The organism is uncultured Methanospirillum sp. (genome assembly GCF_963668415.2).
Taxonomy (GTDB): Archaea; Halobacteriota; Methanomicrobia; order Methanomicrobiales; family Methanospirillaceae; genus Methanospirillum.
The window spans coordinates 2,235,676-2,253,649 of the sequence record NZ_CAXXDL010000001.1; the positions used below are offsets into that span (position 1 = coordinate 2,235,676).

At 43.7% G+C, this 17,974-nt stretch carries 16 protein-coding genes; 6 read left to right on the forward strand and 10 right to left on the reverse strand.

Going from position 1 to position 17,974, the window contains the following annotated elements:
• Positions 1–4: 4 nt before the first annotated feature.
• From ACHZA2_RS10490 to ACHZA2_RS10505, 4 genes are all read right to left on the reverse strand, one after another.
• Positions 5–3,520: a PAS domain-containing protein gene (locus ACHZA2_RS10490; protein ID WP_319579656.1), complete on the reverse strand. Its 3,516-nt coding sequence runs from the start codon at positions 3,518–3,520 to the stop codon at positions 5–7.
• 1,074 nt (positions 3,521–4,594) lie between these two features.
• On the reverse strand, positions 4,595–4,867 hold the full coding sequence (locus tag ACHZA2_RS10495) for a hypothetical protein (RefSeq protein ID WP_394698548.1): 273 nt from the start codon (positions 4,865–4,867) through the stop codon (positions 4,595–4,597).
• Between the two features lie 297 nt (positions 4,868–5,164).
• Complete coding sequence (locus ACHZA2_RS10500) at positions 5,165–8,137, reverse strand: hypothetical protein (RefSeq protein WP_319579658.1); 2,973 nt, start codon at positions 8,135–8,137, stop codon at positions 5,165–5,167.
• Positions 8,138–8,215: 78 nt separating this feature from the next.
• Positions 8,216–8,566, reverse strand: a complete 351-nt coding sequence (locus ACHZA2_RS10505) for a hypothetical protein (RefSeq protein WP_319579659.1) — start codon at positions 8,564–8,566, stop codon at positions 8,216–8,218.
• A gap of 541 nt (positions 8,567–9,107) precedes the next feature.
• On the opposite strand from ACHZA2_RS10505, the gene ACHZA2_RS10510 reads away from it, so the two are divergent.
• The 5 genes from ACHZA2_RS10510 to ACHZA2_RS10530 all read left to right on the forward strand — a co-directional run bounded on the left by ACHZA2_RS10510 (position 9,108) and on the right by ACHZA2_RS10530 (position 12,065).
• Positions 9,108–9,617, forward strand: coding sequence for a hypothetical protein (locus ACHZA2_RS10510; RefSeq protein WP_319579660.1), 510 nt, complete (start codon positions 9,108–9,110; stop codon positions 9,615–9,617).
• 84 nt (positions 9,618–9,701) lie between these two features.
• Complete coding sequence (locus ACHZA2_RS10515; protein WP_319579661.1) at positions 9,702–10,250, forward strand: hypothetical protein; 549 nt, start codon at positions 9,702–9,704, stop codon at positions 10,248–10,250.
• Positions 10,247–10,495, forward strand: a complete 249-nt coding sequence (locus ACHZA2_RS10520) for a hypothetical protein (protein WP_319579662.1) — start codon at positions 10,247–10,249, stop codon at positions 10,493–10,495. Before ACHZA2_RS10515 ends, ACHZA2_RS10520 begins: the two co-directional genes overlap by 4 nt.
• A 120-nt stretch (positions 10,496–10,615) precedes the next feature.
• Positions 10,616–11,434, forward strand: coding sequence for a hypothetical protein (locus ACHZA2_RS10525; protein ID WP_319579663.1), 819 nt, complete (start codon positions 10,616–10,618; stop codon positions 11,432–11,434).
• Positions 11,435–11,651: 217 nt separating this feature from the next.
• The gene (locus tag ACHZA2_RS10530) at positions 11,652–12,065 is read left to right on the forward strand and encodes a hypothetical protein (RefSeq protein WP_319579664.1); all 414 of its coding nucleotides are present in this window, start codon (positions 11,652–11,654) and stop codon (positions 12,063–12,065) included.
• A gap of 65 nt (positions 12,066–12,130) precedes the next feature.
• On the opposite strand, the gene ACHZA2_RS10535 is transcribed toward ACHZA2_RS10530, so the two are convergent.
• The 4 genes from ACHZA2_RS10535 to ACHZA2_RS10550 all read right to left on the reverse strand — a co-directional run bounded on the left by ACHZA2_RS10535 (position 12,131) and on the right by ACHZA2_RS10550 (position 15,375).
• Positions 12,131–12,679 (reverse strand): NAD(P)H-dependent oxidoreductase, encoded by a 549-nt coding sequence (locus ACHZA2_RS10535; protein WP_319579665.1) that lies wholly within the window; start codon positions 12,677–12,679, stop codon positions 12,131–12,133.
• Between the two features lie 71 nt (positions 12,680–12,750).
• The gene (locus ACHZA2_RS10540) at positions 12,751–13,167 is read right to left on the reverse strand and encodes a cupin domain-containing protein (RefSeq protein WP_319579666.1); all 417 of its coding nucleotides are present in this window, start codon (positions 13,165–13,167) and stop codon (positions 12,751–12,753) included.
• A gap of 105 nt (positions 13,168–13,272) precedes the next feature.
• Positions 13,273–13,890, reverse strand: coding sequence for a flavodoxin (locus tag ACHZA2_RS10545; protein WP_319579667.1), 618 nt, complete (start codon positions 13,888–13,890; stop codon positions 13,273–13,275).
• A gap of 66 nt (positions 13,891–13,956) precedes the next feature.
• Positions 13,957–15,375, reverse strand: coding sequence for an MFS transporter (locus ACHZA2_RS10550; protein ID WP_319579668.1), 1,419 nt, complete (start codon positions 15,373–15,375; stop codon positions 13,957–13,959).
• Positions 15,376–15,515: 140 nt separating this feature from the next.
• On the opposite strand from ACHZA2_RS10550, the gene ACHZA2_RS10555 reads away from it, so the two are divergent.
• Positions 15,516–15,875, forward strand: coding sequence for a helix-turn-helix domain-containing protein (locus ACHZA2_RS10555; protein ID WP_319579669.1), 360 nt, complete (start codon positions 15,516–15,518; stop codon positions 15,873–15,875).
• A gap of 67 nt (positions 15,876–15,942) precedes the next feature.
• On the opposite strand, the gene ACHZA2_RS10560 is transcribed toward ACHZA2_RS10555, so the two are convergent.
• Positions 15,943–16,479, reverse strand: a complete 537-nt coding sequence (locus tag ACHZA2_RS10560) for a flavodoxin (RefSeq protein ID WP_319579670.1) — start codon at positions 16,477–16,479, stop codon at positions 15,943–15,945.
• Between the two features lie 114 nt (positions 16,480–16,593).
• Positions 16,594–17,793, reverse strand: coding sequence for an aldo/keto reductase (locus tag ACHZA2_RS10565; RefSeq protein ID WP_319579671.1), 1,200 nt, complete (start codon positions 17,791–17,793; stop codon positions 16,594–16,596).
• Positions 17,794–17,974: the final 181 nt, after the last annotated feature.

The window sequence follows — 17,974 nt, forward strand, 5'->3', positions numbered from 1 at the left end:
GGTATCATGCTACCCTGAACTTGGTCATCTCGCCAGAGATACTTTCAGCGATTGTGACAACACCATTCATTATACGACCAATTTCTTCTATTGAAGCACTCGTTTCCTCGGTTGCTGCAGCAGCATCTCCGGCTTCATGTGATGTATTCTGAACCAGGTTTGAAACTTCCTGTATACTGGCGGTTACTTCTTCAACAGATGCAGCCTGTTCTTCCGAAGCTGATGCGACCTCGACGGTATTACGGTTGATATCTTCTATGGTGGTGGCAATCTGGTCAAACGCAGAAAGAGTCTGTTTCAGGGCTGAGCTTCCGTCCTGTACTGCATGAGTGGATTTCCCCATCGCCTCGGTTGCCTGTTTCGCTTTTGTCTGCAGGGTTGCGATCATATCCTCTATATTCTCAGCAGATTTTCGTGAATCCTGGGCAAGGGATTTGACTTCAGCTGCTACGACTGCAAATCCTCTACCTGCCTCCCCGGCCCGGGCAGCTTCAATAGCTGCATTAAGAGCGAGTAAGTTGGTCTGGTTTGCAATATCTGATATTAAACGAACTATCTTTCCGATCTCATCCATCTGGGAATTGATCCCTGTTACAATTGAGTCAACCTCGTTTGCCGATAGTGTAATCTCGGTCATTGCTTTTTCAGATTGTTTGGCAAGTTCAACACCTGTTTTTGCAAGGTTATTTGCCTCATCTGAAGCTACGGAAACTGATTCGACTTTTCGTGATACGGCTCCAACTGTAACGTTGAGATCCTCCATCGCTTTGAGAACCTGGGCAATTCCATCATTTCCCTGTTCTGCATTCTGACTTACTTTACCGGTATTTGATGCGATCTGTTGTGCACCTGAAAGAACCTCCTCAATACTTGCATGGACCTCTTCAGTACTGGTGACCAGATCAGTGACATTTTTAGTAATCAATGAGATTGCTTCGGAAACCTGGATACCCATATTGTTTAGTGCAAAAACAAACTGTGTCCAGTCCCCTTTTACTTTTATTGATGGATCGAATCGTGCAGTGAAGTTATAATTCGAATAGGCCTCTGCAATTTTCATGGATTCCTGAATCGGAATTGATATAGAATCAAGAGTCTGGTTCATCCCTTCAATTATAGCCCGATAGTCCCCTTCATGAATGGTTGGATCAGATCTAAAACTGAGATCTCCGGCTATTGCTGATTTGGCAATCGTGTTTGAATCATTCACCAGTTGAGTAATCGCGTTACGTGCAGTCTCAACAGCCGTATTGATCTTTACAAATTCCTCTCTTGCAGATGCAGAATGTTCATCTGCATCAAGAACGGTGCTCGTGAAATTTGTATCTCCCCTGGCAATGGAACTGATGTTTTCCTGGATGAGTGCTACAGATTTACTCAAATATTGTATCATCGAATTTACTGCAGTCAAATCAGTAAATATTTCAATAAATCTCTGAACTTCTCCATTTTTATCGAGGATTGGGATGTATACACATTCAAGGTGTCGCAGTCCTGCCGGAGTTTCAACAATTAGTTTTCCACCCTCTGGTTTTTTACTTGCAAGTGAGTCTTTTAAAGTTTTTCCTTTGCGTTCAAGTACTTTAATATCAGACAGTTTCATCTTTAGACTTTGTTCAGAACTGTATCCTGTGATTCGTGAAAAGGCAGGATTAACATCAGTAATGGACAGATCAGGAGTTACTGTGATGATGGCATGTGGATTTTCCCTGATAAAGGTCTTGATCTCCTCAATATAGGATATCTGATCTGTGACATCCACGTACATCGAAACCAAAGAGGTAACAATATCATTCGCGTTTACGATTGGAATATAAGTAAAATCAAGGATTCTTACTGCCCATCCAAAGTCCACAACAAGTCTTCCCCTCGATGGTTGTTTAGAGGCAAGAATACTCTGAAGGGAAAGACCTTCTCTTTCAAGGATCTTAAAGTCCTGTAGTTTCATGGACAGTAGTTTTTCCTCCGAAATCCTGGATAATTGTTGGAATGCAGGGTTCGTAGAGAGTATTTTTCCAGAAGGATCCATTGTTAAAATGGAAGCCGGATTCTCTCGAACCAATGATTCAGACTCGTGGATCTTATCTAAAAGTTCAGTGACATCAACATACATCGAAACCAGGGAGGTCACAACATCGTTCGCATTCACGATTGGAATGTAGGTAAAATCAAGGGTTCTGACTCCCCATCCAAAATCAACAACGAGTCTTCCTCTTGATGGCTGCCTGGATGCAAGTATATCCTGTAGTGAGCGTCCTTCCCTTTTTAGAATCTTAAAATCCAGCACTCTCATGGTAAGTAACTGTTCTTTGGATATTCTGGATAATTGTTGAAATGCAGGGTTCGTAGAGAGTATTTTTCCAGAAGGATCCATTGTTAGGATAGAAGCTGGGTTTTCTTTGATAAGTGATTCAGACTCATGAATCTTTTCTAAAAGTTCAGTGACATCAACATACATCGAAACAAGGGAGGTTACAGCATCTTTTGCATTCACGATTGGAATGTAGGTAAAATCAAGGGTTCTGACTCCCCATCCAAAATCAACAACAAGTCTTCCTCTTGATGGCTGCCTGGATGCAAGTATATCCTGCTGTGAACGTCCTTCTCTCTTTAGGATCTTAAAATCCTGCATTTTCATTGTGAGCAGTTGTTCTTTGGATATCCTGGATAATTGTTGGAATGCAGGGTTCGTAGAGAGTATTTTTCCAGTAAGATCCATTGTTAAAATGGAAGCCGGATTCTCTCTGACCAGCGATTCGGCCTCGTTGATCTTTTCGACAAGTTCAGTATTATCAGCAAAAACGGCAAAGATCTTGGGTATCTCGCCTGTATTATCAATAACCGGAATATGGGCATACTCAAGAGTTTTTACACCGTTTGGAAACTCAATAATGAGTTTTCCGGTTGCCTTTCTCTTGTTGTATATGGCCTCATTAACTGTCTGGCCGTCACGCCGTATTATTTCAAAGTCTGTAAAGGATCTTCCGATCCAATCTTCTCTTTTGTACCCTGACATCTCAAGAAAAGCCTGGTTTACTCCGATAACTGACAGGTTAGGATCCATTTCAACAAGGGCGTATGGATTTTCATGAATCAGGGTATTGTTCTCTTCGATTCTTACCTGTCCGGTCATGTCGGTGACAGAACTCAACAGGCAAGGTTCACCTTCGTACTCGATTTTAGTGAGGGTCACCTTGGCAGAAAAAATAGAACCGCTCAAAGTGCTGTGATCAAAGTAGAACGTTACTGATCCGGTCTCATGTGCTTTTTGTATGTATTTTCTGCTTTCAGAATCTGAAGCTCGTCCATTTCTCTGTGTTTGGGGTGCGAGAAGACCTGGATGTTTTCCTACTATCTCCTCACGGCTTCCAGCGCCAAATATCCGAAGGGTGCCCTTGTTGCAGTCTATTACAGTCCCGTTTTTTCCAATGATGAATGCTGCAACAGGAATTGAGTCTATTATCTTCTGAAGCGATGCTGTATCTTTGGAATTAATAGTGGCAGAGTCACTTCTTGTCATAACATTACCCGATTCACTCTGCCTTCAAAGCTGGCACCGAGTGATTTAATATGATACAATTGTTAACCCTGTAGAGTCATAATAAAGAAGAGTGCTGGCGCCAGGTTAATAATATTTATATATCAGTATCTTGGGAAGGACTATTAATGGGTCTCTCTCGGATTATTATGTCAAAGAAAAGTCGGTGTTGATTATAGTATAATGCAAAACGTTCTTGAACAATCCAGAACGTTTGCTTAATACTATGAAGCGTTTTTTGAGAGTACGTTTAGAATCAATCTCTGTGTCACTTCGATTACTTCAAAACAGTATGTTTGCATTATAAGATAATAGAGCCCGAACTTAGAAATTGCGGTCAATATCTATTTAGATTATAGAGCCAGAACCCGGAATTGAACCGGGCTGTGCTGATCTGCAGTCAGCTGCATAGCCTCTCTGCCATTCTGGCGTCTGTTTCAGGCTTACACCTGTTACATACTATCGTTGCTCTTCCAGGGTTATATAAGCAAATATCAAGGCAATATCATCCTCATCTTCTTATCCTCTTCTCTCTTCTCTGTTCAGCTATTGATATCACCAGCATATCGGCAGTTCTGTGATAATCTGTCAATATTTTTATTTAATGAACATGTCGTGAGAAAATTGTCTGATGTCATAAATACTAAAATTCAAACGCTATTTCTACCCTTTCATCACCACTGATGATGATCTCTCCCCTCTGTAGTGCGGATCCGATCCGCACTTGATCTCTCATGTGAATCTTAATTCCACGACTGAATATTACGTGTATTGCCCGTTAGTGCGGAAGATCAGATCTCACTGATATCCTCTTGTAGAATTATGGAATCATTATACACATCTCTCTTTTTCCGCACTACTTCAATGAATCTTAATATAATTCTATTATTTTAAATTTAGAGAGTAAATGTAAGGATTTTATAGTGCGGTGGATTCCGCTCGGCTGTCAATAAACAGGCTTTTTCCCCGCACTGCCGCACTGTAAACCTGATACATACCACTATCAGGATCATCAGATCAACACAAAAAAGGGACGAGATTTTGGTGAAAGAGAACTCAAGGGATCTGTTTCACTCTGCTTACGGGTCCTTTCCTGTGTTCTCCTGAAAGAACAGCCCTGACCCGTGAAACCGGAGAGACGTATAAGGTATCCTTGATCGAAAGGTAAAACCCTTTTCCACTATCCGAGAGCCTGGCACATCCAGACACCGGACCTGATACCTCACACTCACCAAGACCCATCAGGACTGTAATAACATGACTCTCCGGTATCGTGAACCTTCCAACTCCATCAATAAACAGAGCGAGATCTCCATTTTGCCGAATCATTCTTCCACAAAGATCAAATCCGCTATCCAATACTGTTTTTTCTATGAATGCACCCATATTCCATTACCTTTTAGTCTGATTTCTCATCTTCAAGTGGACAGACATACATGTTTCCTGGCTGCTTCACGCTGATCATGCATATCCCCCGCCTCCGTTTTTTTGGTGTCGATCGTGTTGTCGTGTAATACTGCCATTTCAGAAACTGACACCCATTTTTTCGACACCTGGAAGTAAGCAACCGCATCGTTCACCTTAAGTATGTAACTTCCCACCCGCGTTCTCCTCCCGTTATCGCATTCAGGGAGGGCCAGCCTGTCTATCTGACGCACATTCAGTCGAATCTGCGTTCAGTTTCTCCCGGTTATAACATGATTCACAGATTTTTGTCCGTGAAACCGGATCTGACATTGTTGCAGGGTTTAATCCACAGATATCGCAAGTGCCGATATAAACCTCCCTGCGGATCATCGCATCCGGGTTTATCACGCCGGGAATTGTAACAATCGAGGCGATTCTTCGCGATACAGCCCTGTTATAGCAGGTCAGACAAAGAACCTGATGCTCATCTGACGAATTAGCATTCTGAACTGCTGACCTTCGCTTTTTGTAATGTACCTGGCCTTTTCCACAGACTGAACATGAACGGTACTCCGGGAACCCTGCAATTCGTGTGAAATCATATGGATTAATAGACTCAAATGAACATCCGCTCTCATTATCTGGCAAATGAAGAGAATCATCAGATATACAGAGATCCCGGGATATCAGACCATCCTCTCTGTTACCCTGTGTATTGCCTCCATCCTTCTGCTTGACAGTTTTGATGCCTGAATCATTCTCCCTGGTACGATCATCAGGGTCATCAGATCCGCTCATTTTATCGGGATCGGTAACCAGCCAGACACTCCCACCTTTTACCCAGGCATCATAGAGGTACTGGTCCCACATGTACACAGTTGTCCGTCGCATGGTTGTGTACCCTTCATCCCCTTTGGAAACCGTACGGTCAAGAAATGAGACAGCCGGGCATTTTTCAAGCAGACCTGAATACAGTTTTCCTCTGGATGTATACCCATGAAGTAACTTGGAAACCTGACTACTCGTCCATCCGGTAGCCCGTTGAAGTTGAGAAACTGTAACTTCAGAGTGGCTGAACTGGGAAAGAGCTGAAACAAGAACTGCTTCACGTTTTGTCAGCTTATTTGCCTGTCCTCCTACCTCCCCGTTGAGTCCCATAAAGAGCCTGGCTGCCTGATCAAAGTCATCAATTGTTGCAACGATACAGACAACATCGTTTAAAACCTTCTTTTCCCGTTGATGCTGAAAAATGGCCGCATTGGTGCGTATCAGGTCAAGAAGCATGTCAGGGTTTCTTCGGTTCTCTGCAGACTGAAACCTGATATTCGTGGCATACGGGATAACGACCCATACAGAACGCAGGTCTTCCCACATCCCCTGACAGACACTGATATCGTTGTTTGATTCAACAGAAGAATCAGGTAATTGTCCTGCGTTAGAGAGCGTCCGATCAAGTACCTTGTGGTCCTGATCGTCGGTATCATCGATCCAGCAGGTGAGCATCCGGTTATAGACCTGATCATCACCGACACCTTCAACTTTTGCAAGCCACCACACGCAACGTTCAGGGATGATACAGATCTGTGGTTTTCTGTCCTTGTTAACGGTCCGGTAGGGAAAAGGCTTCTGAAAGGATGTTGTCACTCCTTTGAGGATCTCCTGCATCTGGTCTGAAAGACCCACATCGTCAAGAGTAATCACGGTTCCTGCTTTGAGATCTTCCATGTAAAAGAGAGCTTTATCACTCACCCTCCCTTCTATCCTGAACTCTGGTGGGATCAGGGATCGCATGGTATCCATTGCATGTGACTTCCCTTTCCCTGATTCACCAGAAATTGATACATGAAGACCTTTGCTATTCAGTACAATCCGGGAAATAAGTGAATGAATAAGGCATTGAGCAACCTGTCTGTCACCTTCATGTTGTCTGCCGAAGGTTTCGAGCAGGAATGACAGCGGATCACCTGTTGATAGTATCTCAAATGACTGGGTCGCAAAGGGATCAGGAGCCTCTCTGGCATAACCGTGGCCGGAAAACACAGAGTCAGCCTTAAGTTCTCCTTTAGCATACTTGATCACCTCTGGATCGATCTTTGCCCTGATCCTATCAGATCTTACTTTTGCAATCCATTTCTCCGGATCCTTATACACAGGTTCAAATCTGGCCCTCAGTTCAGGCCATCGCTGCGTTCCACCTCCACAGGAGTCATGATGACAACCAGCAAAGATGGCGCCATTTTCAAACTGAATAGCAAATGCCCCGTCAGTATGAGCAGTTGAAAACGGACATGAATCCAGAACATAGAGTGTTCCACTCTGGTATGGCTTAGCAATATATGTCAGACCATATCTGCGGAGCCACTTTGCAAGATCCAGAACATGCTCACTCACTGCAGCAATAGCTTCAGAGGTCCGGGTTCTTCCTTTATGCCTCACATCTGGTTCTGATGAGTGAACCGGATAGGTACTGATAAATTGGCTTATGTCATCAGCAGAAAGAACTCTTTCAATAGGTGGTGCGAAGAGAATTCGCGATCTCCTGTGTGGTCTCTCTTGCAGATTGTCCCCTTTGCGGGATATTGTCCCATATACCTTCCATATCCGTGCTGCATTGAAGTTGGCAGTGTCTACCTTGCATCGTGCATGTGAAAACCTAATGTCAAGGATCTCAAGGACATTTCTGATGAGGTTTCTACTATCATCATCGTTTGGAAGATCCACCGGATAGAGAAGATGTGCCCCATTGCCTGAATCAGCCATAAGCGGGTCAGGCCATCCGCATGAGACAAGGAACGATCTGATAGTTTTAGCAAGTGAGAGGGCTGTTTCGTGTTCCTCATCTGAAGAAGAGACACCTGATGGACGCACTGGGTCGATGTCAATGGGGAGCCAATGTCTTCTGATGATATCTGCATCCGCTGTTGATGCATCCTTTCTCTCAAGCCTCACTTTGATCCTGTTTGCCCGTCTGGCAAGCAGGGCAGGATTTACCTCGTTCAGGGTTGCATATATGCCTGAAACACGAAAATCCTTCTCCCGCTCAAGAATCTCTGTTGTAGCTTTTGCAAGATCATCAAAGTATCCGGATGATATTCCATCGCCACTAATGGTCCTGATCTCAATAACCTGCCCGGGCTCAAAGAGATACTGCAGAGAACTGAGGACCTCTGTGACACGATCACAGTCTGTCATCGCTCCATCCATGAATGAATTTTTCGCGGTTCATTCCGGCAAAATAGGCATCGCGTATTACCGGTGTCTGTAGAAAAATCATGGGAGAGGCTCCTTTAACCTGATTGCCCCGCCAGAAAGGATCAGGTATCGACGATAACAGTGGTCTGAGCCTATCCAGAACTGAACTTCTCCAGGATATCCATCGGTCTGGACAGAGGAGACGAGGAGCCTGATCTCATCCTGAAATGTTGTTTCCTTCATCTTAAGCGAGCCTATCCTGATAAACAAGATCCTTTTCATCTTGTTCCAGGCTATCAGATGGAAAAGAGAGGGTAGGGCTCCATCACGTTCAGTAACCCTGACAGCATTGTATCCGTGTTTCCGGAGCAGGTTCCTTGCTCCATACTCTGCTGTTCTGCGGCTTTGCCGTTCATAAACCGGAGTCATTACTGCCCCCGCGTCCTGATAATCTCTGTCCGGTTCTTTTTCTGAAACTTGCTTTTACAACCTTCAATATGGATACTATTAAAAAAGTGGCGGTTGCAATATGAGTAATCCCCGCGTTAATCGGCCTGCAAGCATGAATAACTAACGGGGATTCATATCGTTGCATAATTCCTCTTCTGATTCATTATTTCTCCTGTCTGCCCGCTCCACATGTTGATTCTGATTCTCCGGGCATTGAAAACACCGTATTCTTGTCATCTTTCTAAATGTTGTGATATTAATCGGAAAAGTAAACGTAACTATTATGGGAGTTAATAGCATGCGGAAGTACGGTTAACCGTTTTTATTCTCATTATAGCGCTGATGACTGTGTTTGTCAGGGGTTTTTTGTATACTTCTCTCGCATGCAGTAATGCTTCTAAAACGGGTTAGTTTCTAAAATAAGTCCTGTAATGGCCGTGATCCGGACCCCTGCCCGGAGAACTATATGTGTGGACTACCCATCTCTTATAGTCGCTATTCGGGCGACAAGGGGGAAAATATGGGAGATTTCACTCAGAAGAGTGTGGTTAAGTCAGCGGTGCGCAAACTTGCATCACCAATTACCGACTATACTGCATTCAATGCACTTGTCCAGGATGTCCTGGACAACAATCCGTGGGGATGCACAGCCTACGAGTCCGCAGGTGTCGCAAAGCCTGCTGTTGAAAAGTCAAAAGAAGCGTATGCGGCAACCATCGTGTATGAGAATGCAGAGGCCAAGACCGTCGGGAGCATTCCGGTCCGTGGGCCGACGATGTCAGCGGTGAACACCGCCGTCACCCAGATCACTGGCACTGCAGCAATCACTACCGGAATGGGGGCCGGTGTGACGCCATCACATGACTCGTCTGAGGACTCGTTCAGCTGCACGCTTAAGGCTCATGCAAGCAACGGGGAGCTCTACTCGGTGACATTCAAGAGGGACAGTGTCACCATCTCCAGTTATGAGGCTGATTCAATTCGGACCGGTCTTGAGGCCTGGGCTGATACGGTTGCCATCCTGGCCTGAACCTCTCTTTTTGCATGAAAACATTTTAAATAGTCCTGATGGGGCCCCCAATGGGCACCATTGGGGTTTATATCCGGGGGGAGTATGAAGAAAGATTGCGTTGCTGTCGGGCTCATTTGCCTTATTCTCGCAGGGCTTGCAGGTGCTGATTATCTCGCAACTTCGATAAGCACCGACGGGTCGGCGATGCTTGCAACATCAGGGTCTGATCAGAACGGGTCGTTTGTATCGCGGGTGATGGGTGTGGATGCTGCCCGTCTGGTCAGGACGGTATCAGGTGACGATGGCGTGCACGATCTGGTGGTATCTGGTTCAGGACCGGTTCTTGTATCAGATTTTGCATCAACACTATTGAGAAATCCTGAGATCAGGGATCGCTGCATTTTTCTTGATGCCGGAAGTGACCGATCTCTGGGTGAGGCGTCGGTATACACTTCCGGGATTTTGCAAAAGGGAGAGTATGATGCTTCCCGTGCTATCGGTACAGATCTCTCGGGAGAGACCCAGGTGAACGGGTCCGGGCTGCTTGCTTTCGGATCAGTCGGATCTGGGAACAGGTCTTTGAAGACCCGGGGGTTCGTTTCGGGCAACCTCTCCGTGCAGGATTTCTTCAGGTATGGAGGGAGAGTATGATCACTGAACTGGCTGCCGGGGTATCAGTTGGGATTGCGGTGATGAACGGGCTCGCAGCGTATCATCTCTACCGACAGTATCGTCTGCTTGCAGAGGAGTCAACAGAGTTTGCAGGTATGGTGATTACCCTGATCAGGCATGAGGATGGGGAGATCGCTGTTGATCCGGTGGTCCTTGCCGGAGAGGTCATGGATTATATGAGTCGGATGTCCGGGATTGTGAAATGGATCAGGGGAAGAGATTAATGGTGATCCATGGCTATGGACCCTTTTATCCATCCCTTTTTTCAGAAGAAACTAATTATCTTGTTTTAAACGAAGTATTCGAGTTGTTTGTTTATCGAGACAGAACAACTGGAATGCAATATGTGTAAACTTTTGTGGATTGGAATGATCACCGCGATCCTGAGTTCAGGAGGTGCTTTCGCGGACTGGTTGCCGAACCAGACTCCTGAAAACCAGGTGATCTCCATCAGTACTGTCATAGATGTCATCGGTTTTGTTTCAGATAGCACACAATTTTCCTGGGTGACTGCATCTCCAGGTGCAATACCCACCGGAATGCTCGGAGCAGGTCAGTCTGTAGCTGATCTCAGTTATCATGACTCAACTATGACGAACGGCGGGCATCTCATGATGAACAAGCAGGTTGATTTCGATTCCAAAGACAAATCTGCAGGTATGAACAATCTGGAGACACAGAAGGTTCTGACATATAATGGAATTGACGGGTCTCATCTTGTTGGTGAAGAAGAGTACACGCTCTCCGTTGCCGGAAGGAGTGGAAGCTCAGATGACGCAATCAGGTGCGTCTTCTCACAGGGAAGCGGGGCAGATTTGCCATCGTTCTGTAATATCGTGACTGCCAAGAGTAGTCTGATCAATGTAAACAGTGCACAGATATCTACAAGAGGAGGAGTAAGGGCTGTAGCCTCAAGTGCTGATGTTCCTGCTGCTCTAAACTACCAGATAGCGGTCACCCCTGATTCAAATTCTGGATCAAAGTTTGCAGAAGGAACCGTGAAGACCGTCTTTGCTGGCAGTATTATGGAGGCGAGAGACACAACCGGAGAGAACTGGAACAAGACATCTGCAACAAACACATGGAAAGATTCCTCATCAGTAACAGGTGGAATAAAGAATTTCCAGAAGTCATTCGGATACACATCCGGGTTACGTGTTTGATTTAAAACACCCATTTTTTTGAAACATTCAAAAAATTTCAACGATATTTGTATGATAGAAGAAACATTTTCTTTGCATACAGGGTAGTGTATACATGAATGTGATATCAGTATGGCTTCACAAAAATGGCGTTAATTATCGATTCCCTTGCCTTTCCTTGTGGTTAGGACTACTGTTTGTAATGATTGGTTTCTCATCACCGATTAGCGCCGACTATATGCCATCACACGGACAAAAAGGTACGTTCTTCCCAGGATTTTCTGCGAATGAATCTGCTCCATTGAATCTTAATATCACAGTGAATACCACCGATTATACAATTGAGGCTGCAGAAAACCAAAGTAAACAACGGATAAACTATATCTTATCCTCAATGCTTGATCCATCCAAAGGAAACATGAATTTGTCTGATATTACGGTTGTACCGTATTCAGTCTCACAGATCAATGCAACAGGTACATCATTAGAAAAGATCTATGGAAATAAATCCGTTTATCGTGTAACCTCTATTATACACGTCAATACAACCCCAAAAGAGAGAACTAAAGTATTCCAGGCAACAATGCCTAAATTATTGAATGATGAGACACTGATGAAGGCGAGTTATTCTGCCTCATATGAACGAAAATAGGTCAGATGGTATTGCAGAATACTTTATCCTAATTTTTGGCTAAATTAAAAATGATGAGATGGAGATTACACACTTTTCCCCATCTGATACGCCAGGTTCATCTCTGGTTTATCTTTGATATCTCCCACATAGGTTACATCTACTGCAGAGATGATACCCGCCTCTTTCACATTGTTCAGACAATCAAGAAATACTCTGAATCCGCCAATAGTAACATCAGATGCAGTTTCACTGGTATCTGCACAGGTGGTTATCAGGTATGCTTTTTTGTTAGATATCTCCTGATAACGCGAACATGTTCTATCAATCAGGACTTTTAACTGGGCATCCATGTTATAGAAATAGATCGGGGTTGCCATAACAAGGACATCAGCCTTGATCATTTTTTCCAGGATCTCGCCCATATCATCATTCAAACCGCATTTTCCACCGTTTGTCTGACAGGTCATACATCCGATGCAGAAATTGATCTTCTTATCCTGAACAGAGATCTTCTCAACATGATTGCCTGATTCAACTGCTCCCTTCATAAACTGGTCACATAACAGATCAGAATTTCCACCCTTCCGGGGGCTTGCAGATAAGATTAACACACTTTGACTCATAGTTCTCATTTAGTCCTGTAAATGTAATTTTTTAAAATTTTTAGAGAAAAATAGGCTGTTATTAACGTACACTCCAAAAATTATCGTACATTGTGATATTCATCATCCGGTACAGGTTCAAGCCATTGAGCCTCTCCCTTTTGTGGGTTTGTGCTGATGGCAAGATGGGTAAACCAACTGTCAGGTGTTGCTCCATGCCAGTGTTTCACATCAGGGTGAATACTGATGACATCACCAGTTTTAAGGGTTTGAACAGGTTTTCCTTCTTCCTGATAGTAGCCATTCCCGTTTGTAACAAGCAATATCTGGCCTCCGGGATGTTTATGCCAGTTATTGCGGGTTCCTGGTTCAAATGTCACATTGTAGATGGGGCAGTTGAAGATAGTATCCGATGATACCAGTATTTCAAGCCAGACTGGACCTATAAAATTCTCATTTGTTATCCGTTCCCCTACCGGGAAGACAGATCTATCATGAACTTCTTTTCCACATTCCATGAAAATATTCCTTATTCGTGTAATCCAAATATATCACAAAGATCGACATCATCTGAGTTCTTTATTCCAGATTATATCGAAAAAAACCTGATTAAGAAAATGAGATTATGCCTTGGTTATACCTAACTTGCCAATCCACTCTGCGACCTGATTTTGAGCATTATTCACTTCACTTCCCCTGATCGAAAGCCCGTCAAGTAGAGTAGCTTTGGGACAGAGATTTTTGATATCTGTTACACTGGATCCGAGTTGACTTCCCTCATGAGTACAGAAGGGGATGACTGTTTTTCCAGAAAGGTCATTCTCAGTCAAAAAGGTTTCAACTGCCATGGGCATGGTTCCCCACCAGTTTGGATATCCAAGGAAGATTACATCATATGAATCAATATTTTCAACATGGGTAGCGAGTTTTGGCCGGTATCCTTCACTCAGTTCCTTCTTCGCAACATCAACTACTGCCTGGTATTCTGTAGGATACGGATCAACCGTCTTGATTTCAAACAGATCTCCCCCGACCACATCATGGATCTGATTGGCTATCGTGCGGGTATTCCCGGAATGGGAAAAATATGCTACAAGGATATGGTTGCTCCCTCCATTGGATGTATCAGGCTCCTGATTCTGTACATCATTCGTCTGGCTATTCTGGTCACTGGTTACATCTCCCCAAGCAATCATGGAGAGGCTCATCAACATAATGAGTATGATCAATTTTTTTTTCATAATCCTGGTTCTCCTGGTAATTTTAGTTTTAGACAATTCTCGAAACGCATTTTTTCAGGTGCATCTTTACATTTCCGGATTCTGACAGAGTGAAGGTGATCGAACAATTAATGTCATCACAAGAACGAATGCAAACGCCAGCATGACAGTACCGACGGTAAGTGAAGCAGAAATCCGTTCGGCCAGGATATGCTGTGCATCTAATCCTGGAGATCCTGCTGCTGCAAACACAACAACGAGAATACTCAATCCAAGAGATCCACCAAGCTGATGAGCAACATTGACCGCTCCTGAAGCTGCCCCTGCATCCTCTTTGGTAACACCAGCAATTCCTGATGCTGTAAGTGGCCCGAGCGTAGCACCCTGACCAGCACCAATGACAACCATCGGGAGTGCAATTGCAGTCAGGTATGGAACCTCAACAGAGAGCCTTGAGAGCCATGCCATACCGACCATAGTAATAATCAGACCTACAGCGAGGAGGCGTCCGTTTCCGTACCGTTCAGTAAGTTTTGGAACTGCAATTGCGACAATAAAATTCGCAATTGTCATCGGCAAAAACGCAAGACCTGCCTCAAGAGGGGTATATCCATACACATTCTGGAGAAAGAGTGTGATATAGAACCAAAACCCCATCATCGCTCCAAGAAAGAGAAATCGTGCACCATATGCGCCTGAACGCTCCCGACTTGAGAATAATCTGAGCGGCATTATCGGTTGTTTTGCCTTCCACTCATTCAGAACAAAGAACGCAAGGAGCAAAACTCCGATGACGATTATTCCAATTGCAAGGGGATAATCAAACCCGGTTGTTGCAGAGTGGATGATTCCATAGACGAGTGCAGTCATACCGAGTGTTGAACTCAAAGCACCTGCGATATCAAAGTGACCTGGGGTTCGCTGTGTTTCAACAATGAAGGATATGGCTGCAAGGATCAACGCGATTCCAATAGGTACATTGATGAAAAAAGCTACTCTCCATGAAAGCCAACTTGTGAGTACTCCACCTAAAATGAGTCCTGTACTTGCACCAATACCGGCAACGGCACCATAATATGCGACAGCACGGGTTCGTTCTGTACCTTCCGGGAAATAATCAGAGAGGAGTGCAAGTGTCGAAGGAGCCAACACCGCAGCACCGGTTCCCTGTAATGCCCGGCCTGCAATCAGCCAGAAAGCACTTGGAGCAACACCTACGATGAACGATGCAACAGAAAAAAGGGCAACTCCGAGAATGAACATCCTTCTTCTCCCAAGGATATCACCAGATCGTGCACCAAGCAATAGCAACCCTCCAAATGCAAGAGTATATGCATTTTGTACCCATGCAAGTCCGGTATCAGAAAAGCCAAGACTTGAATGAATTTTTGGGAGAGCCGTTATGGCGACAGCAATATCAAGAACGATCATTAGGTAACTTACCAGAATGATCACAAGAACTGCTATTTTGTGGGAACGGCCTTTGTCCTGGAAAGAATTTTGCATCGTGGTACTCTCAAACAGAAATAAGTTTTTTCGGATTAACCAAAACGTATCATTTGAATACGTTATAGCACATATATGGAATGTATTACTTTAATAGAAAGTTCAAACATGTATGTTACATACACACAAGGATGAAACTAATGGCTAAAAAGCAGAGAAAAGTGAAATACAGTTGGGGAATCATTGCTGCAATAGATGTCATCGGTGGAAAATGGAAACCTTTGATTCTGTATGCCTTAATGGAAGAGACATTACGAACAAGTGAACTATTGGAACGAATCAAGCCTAAAATATCCCAACGGGCGCTTACCAAAGAAATTCGGGAGCTAGAACGGGACGATCTCGTAATTAGAAAAGTGTACCCTGAGGTTCCACCCAAAGTTGAGTATTCACTTACTGCAAAAGGAAAAACCCTCATACCAATTCTTGAGGACCTCTGTGTCTGGGGCGATGAGCACTTGAGTGATATCGTTGAGTTTCATTGTAACGAAGAGGAATAATTTCATCAGGATCAGACTGATTATATACGACTATTATCAAGTTAAAAAAATTAAATGGTTTAATAAATTACAATACTATCCCAATCTTTCGAACGAATTTGATGACAGTATCCTGGGCATTTGTCACTTCACCGCCCCGAATGGCTATGCCATCCAAAACAATTGATTCCGGGCATATTTTTTTTATATCTGAAACACTTCTTCCAAGACCGCTTCCTTCGTGAGTACAGAATGGCACAATGGTCTTTCCTGAGAAATCACAACTCTCCAGGAAGGTACAGACCGGCATTGGCATAGTTCCCCACCAATTGGGATATCCAAGAAAGATGATATCATACGGTGCTGCGGTTGACAGCGAATCGGTCAGTTTTGGTCTGGCATTGTCATGCAACTCTCTCTTCGCAATCTCAGTAGTTTCCATATAATCCGAAGGATATGCTGCAGCTGATAGAATATAAAAAAGATCTGCTTTGGTTATATCTCGAATCATATCTGCGATTACTTCTGTGTTACCCTTGATCAGGTTAACAATCTGCCCATTGACATAGTTATTACCGCTACGTGAAAAATATGCGATGAGAATTGTAGCTTTTTTAGGGTCCATTATGTTACCTCTCTATCTAAATGTTGTAGCAATGAGCCACATTGAAGATATTTACGAAAATGTGGGAAATGTTTAAAAAACTGGTACTAATGTCGCGATTTAAGGATGATGATTTTATGACTTCTTGAACATCTCCCGTGCAATAGCAATTCGTTCCTCAAGATCAGACCCACCAAGCTCTTCTTCTACTGATTCAAGAATGCCTGGAATCTCGATATGTTGTGGACACTTCTCTAGGCATTGCTCACATTGTATGCACTGAGATGCAAACTCAGGTTCGCCTGCTGTTATTGCTCCACTCAAACGAACTGCATAATAGAATTTTGCTTCGTCAGCATTTCCGTTTAAATACTTGTTATTATAGATTTCAAAGCAGAGTGGAATATTTACGCCAGCTGGACAGGGCATACAATACCGGCACCCGGTACAGTTAACTTTCAATAATTCGTGGAATTTCGTTTCTACTTTTGAAATTACCTGCAATTCAGTTTCAGTCAGGGAGTTCGGGTATGCTTCATTTGCTATCCGTATATTCTCTTCAATATGTGATTCTTCGTTCATCCCTGAGAGAACGACAGTGACCTCAGGATGGTTCCATATCCAGCGAAAAGCCCACTCTGCAGGAGTTCTCTTAATCGGAGAACTCTCCCATATTTCTTTGATTACAGGCGGTACGGGATTTGTTAAGTTTCCCCCTCTCAGAGGCTCCATAATCATAACAGCAAGACCTTTTGAAGCAGCGTATTTTAAACCTGCTGTTCCAGCCTGGTTTTTCTCATCCAGGTAATTGTATTGGATTTGACAGAAGTCCCAATCATACCCATCCACAATCCGGTTGAAATCTTTTCCATCGCCATGGAACGAAAAACCTGCATATTTTATTCTTCCATCTGCTTTGGCTGTATCAAAGAAATCCTGAATACCAAGTTTTACAAGGGTATCCCAGAGATCACCTACAAGGTAATGAGCAAGGTAATAATCGATCTGGTTAGTCTGAAGTTTTTCTAGTTGAGCATTGAGAAACTTCTCCATATCTTCCCTGGTATTGATGAGCCATGATGGGAGTTTCGTTGCAATTTTTACTTTCTCCCTATACCCGTCCGCAAGGGCATGAGCTAAAAAGGGTTCACTCTCTCCCATGTGGTAGGGCCAGGCAGTATCAACGTAATTTACTCCCTGATCAATGGCATATCGTACCTGTTTCTTTGCCCGGTCTTCATCTATTGAGCCATCTTCTTTTACAGGAAGTCGCATACATCCAAATCCAAGAATTGAAAGATTATCGCCAGTCTTTGGGTTATTTCTGTATAACATGATTTACCTCAGTATTTTGTAATAAAAAATTTCAATATAAGACAAATATATGTATGCGACATAATTGCATATATAGTGGGTTCGAACATGAATAGCACATACAAACATGTGTGTGACTAATGAGTAATTATCCTATTGAATTTAAAATTAAGCGATTTTTGACGCTTTTTTGATCCTGTAT

What these genes read in the sequence shown, in the direction of transcription:
- ACHZA2_RS10510 (WP_319579660.1), top strand. Translation starts at nt 9,108, where the DNA reads ATGGGAGATTTCACTCAGAAGAGTGTGGTTAAGTCAGCGGTGCGCAAA.
- ACHZA2_RS10525 (WP_319579663.1), top strand. Translation starts at nt 10,616, where the DNA reads ATGTGTAAACTTTTGTGGATTGGAATGATCACCGCGATCCTGAGTTCA.
- ACHZA2_RS10545 (WP_319579667.1), bottom strand. Translation starts at nt 13,890, where the DNA reads ATGAAAAAAAAATTGATCATACTCATTATGTTGATGAGCCTCTCCATG.
- ACHZA2_RS10560 (WP_319579670.1), bottom strand. Translation starts at nt 16,479, where the DNA reads ATGGACCCTAAAAAAGCTACAATTCTCATCGCATATTTTTCACGTAGC.
- ACHZA2_RS10520 (WP_319579662.1), top strand. Translation starts at nt 10,247, where the DNA reads ATGATCACTGAACTGGCTGCCGGGGTATCAGTTGGGATTGCGGTGATG.
- ACHZA2_RS10515 (WP_319579661.1), top strand. Translation starts at nt 9,702, where the DNA reads ATGAAGAAAGATTGCGTTGCTGTCGGGCTCATTTGCCTTATTCTCGCA.
- ACHZA2_RS10550 (WP_319579668.1), bottom strand. Translation starts at nt 15,375, where the DNA reads ATGCAAAATTCTTTCCAGGACAAAGGCCGTTCCCACAAAATAGCAGTT.
- ACHZA2_RS10505 (WP_319579659.1), bottom strand. Translation starts at nt 8,566, where the DNA reads ATGACTCCGGTTTATGAACGGCAAAGCCGCAGAACAGCAGAGTATGGA.
- ACHZA2_RS10495 (WP_394698548.1), bottom strand. Translation starts at nt 4,867, where the DNA reads ATGATTCGGCAAAATGGAGATCTCGCTCTGTTTATTGATGGAGTTGGA.
- ACHZA2_RS10490 (WP_319579656.1), bottom strand. Translation starts at nt 3,520, where the DNA reads ATGACAAGAAGTGACTCTGCCACTATTAATTCCAAAGATACAGCATCG.
- ACHZA2_RS10540 (WP_319579666.1), bottom strand. Translation starts at nt 13,167, where the DNA reads ATGGAATGTGGAAAAGAAGTTCATGATAGATCTGTCTTCCCGGTAGGG.
- ACHZA2_RS10555 (WP_319579669.1), top strand. Translation starts at nt 15,516, where the DNA reads ATGGCTAAAAAGCAGAGAAAAGTGAAATACAGTTGGGGAATCATTGCT.
- ACHZA2_RS10500 (WP_319579658.1), bottom strand. Translation starts at nt 8,137, where the DNA reads ATGACAGACTGTGATCGTGTCACAGAGGTCCTCAGTTCTCTGCAGTAT.
- ACHZA2_RS10535 (WP_319579665.1), bottom strand. Translation starts at nt 12,679, where the DNA reads ATGAGAACTATGAGTCAAAGTGTGTTAATCTTATCTGCAAGCCCCCGG.
- ACHZA2_RS10565 (WP_319579671.1), bottom strand. Translation starts at nt 17,793, where the DNA reads ATGTTATACAGAAATAACCCAAAGACTGGCGATAATCTTTCAATTCTT.
- ACHZA2_RS10530 (WP_319579664.1), top strand. Translation starts at nt 11,652, where the DNA reads ATGCCATCACACGGACAAAAAGGTACGTTCTTCCCAGGATTTTCTGCG.